The 1,791-nt window shown below is 67.1% G+C and carries 4 protein-coding genes; 3 read left to right on the forward strand and 1 reads right to left on the reverse strand.

Features of this window, described 5'->3' with window-relative positions; translation table 11 throughout:
* The first annotated feature begins 40 nt into the window (after positions 1-40).
* Genes map through ACFWPJ_RS31895 form a run of 3 tightly spaced genes read left to right on the forward strand, consistent with a single transcriptional unit; the run spans position 41 to position 1,443 of the window.
* Positions 41-838, forward strand: a complete 798-nt coding sequence (gene map / locus ACFWPJ_RS31885) for a type I methionyl aminopeptidase (RefSeq protein WP_378857101.1) — start codon at positions 41-43, stop codon at positions 836-838.
* A 45-nt stretch (positions 839-883) separates the two neighbouring features.
* On the forward strand, positions 884-1,102 hold the full coding sequence (locus ACFWPJ_RS31890) for a ribbon-helix-helix protein, CopG family (RefSeq protein ID WP_378857103.1): 219 nt from the start codon (positions 884-886) through the stop codon (positions 1,100-1,102).
* Positions 1,099-1,443 carry a type II toxin-antitoxin system PemK/MazF family toxin gene (locus ACFWPJ_RS31895; protein WP_378857107.1) on the forward strand — a complete coding sequence of 115 codons (345 nt, stop codon included), beginning with the start codon at positions 1,099-1,101 and terminating at the stop codon, positions 1,441-1,443. The genes ACFWPJ_RS31890 and ACFWPJ_RS31895 overlap by 4 nt, the downstream gene beginning before the upstream one ends.
* A gap of 10 nt (positions 1,444-1,453) precedes the next feature.
* Here ACFWPJ_RS31895 and dtd read toward each other — a convergent pair.
* On the reverse strand, positions 1,454-1,791 hold a 338-nt coding region (dtd, locus tag ACFWPJ_RS31900), incomplete at its 5' end, for a D-aminoacyl-tRNA deacylase (protein ID WP_378857105.1).

A 1,791-nucleotide genomic window follows, 5' to 3' on the forward strand; every position in this document is an offset into this window, starting at 1 on the left:
CCCTCGGTCGGTAACCACCTGATCGGAGTACTGAGGCCGGATGGTCTTCAACCGTAAGAAGAAGGTCGTGCCGTTCCGTTCGGCGGGCGAGCTGGATGCCATGGCGGCAGCCGGCGCGATCGTCGGACGGACGCTCGTCGCCGTCCGCGCCGCGGCCAAGCCCGGCGTGTCGACGCTGGAGCTCGACGAGGTCGCCGAGCAGACGATCCGTGACGCGGGCGCCGTCCCGTCGTTCAAGGGTTATCACGGCTTCCCCGGCTCGATCTGTTCTTCGGTCAACGACCGTGTGGTCCACGGCATCCCCTCGGCGACGGAAATCCTCGCCGAGGGCGATCTCGTGTCCATCGACTGCGGCGCCATCCTCGACGGCTGGCACGGCGACTCGGCCTGGACCTTCGGCATCGGCACCATCATCGAGGCCGACCGGCTGCTGAGCGAGGCGACCAGGCTGTCGATGGAAATGGGCATCGCCGCGATGCTGCCCGACAACCGCCTCACCGACGTCTCGCACGCGATCGAGCTGGGCACCCGCGCCGCCGAGCGCGAGCACGGCCGCGCCTACGGCATCGTCGACGGCTACGGTGGCCATGCCATCGGCCGCGAGATGCACATGGACCCGTTCCTGCCGAACGAAGGCGCCCCCGGCAAGGGCCCGCGCCTGGTCGTCGGCTCGGTGCTGGCGATCGAGCCGATGCTCACCCTCGGCACCACCGAGACCAAGACGCTCGACGACGACTGGACGGTCGTCACCACCGACGGCTCCCGCGCCGCGCACTGGGAGCACAGCGTCGCCGTCACCGAGGACGGCCCGCGCATCCTCACCTTGCGCCCGGAGTAATCCTCTCTCTGCTCTTCGCGTTCCTACTCTGGTAGCATCGTGGGTATGAAGCTGAGTGTGAGCCTCTCCGAGGATGACTTGGCAGTTCTCGACCAAGAAGTCTGCCGGGCCGGTCTGCCCGGTCGTTCGGCCGCCATCCATCGTGCGATTGCGCTATTGCGCGCACGGGCACTCGAAGATGCCTATGAGGCAGCCTGGGATGAATGGGAATCGGCGGACGACGATGCCGTGTGGTCCGAGACTCTCGCTGACGGCATCGCCTGATGCGTCGCGGCGACATCGTGCTCGTCGATTTCGAGCCGGTTCGCGGCAGTGAGGTCAACAAGGTCCGTCCTGCTGTGATCGTGAGCAACGACGGGGCGAATCGGCGAGCTGACCAGCTGGGGCGAGGTGTCATTACGGTTGTTCCGGTGACCAGCAACGTCGCTCAGGTATTTCCGTTTCAGGTTCTGCTCGAAGACGTCGGCCTGGACGTGGTGTCGAAAGCGCAGGCGGAACAGGTCCGATCGGTATCGGTAGATCGGGTCGGTCGCGTCGTCGGCCGATTGTCCGTGGCGCTGAGCGCGGAGGTCGACCGTGCGCTGCGTCTGCATCTGAATCTGTGAGCTCCGGTGCTCAGCCTTCGAGGAGGACGGTGACCGGGCCGTCGTTGGTCAGCTGGACTGCCATGTGGGCCCCGAAGTGACCGGTGGCTACGGTGGCGCCCAGGTCTCGGAGGGTGTCGGCGAAGATGTCGACTAGGGGTTCGGCGATGGGGCCGGGGGCGGCGGCATTCCAGGAGGGGCGGCGGCCCTTGGCGGTGTTGGCGTACAGGGTGAACTGGCTGACGACAAGGACGGGTGCGTTCAGGTCGGCGGCGGAGCGCTCGCCGTCGAGAATGCGCAGTCGCCACGCCTTGTCGGCCAGGGCTTTCGCGGTGTTTTCGGTGTCGGAGTGGGTGGCGCCGACGCGGG

Source organism: Nocardia sp. NPDC058497 (assembly GCF_042720195.1).
Taxonomy (GTDB): domain Bacteria; phylum Actinomycetota; class Actinomycetes; order Mycobacteriales; family Mycobacteriaceae; genus Nocardia.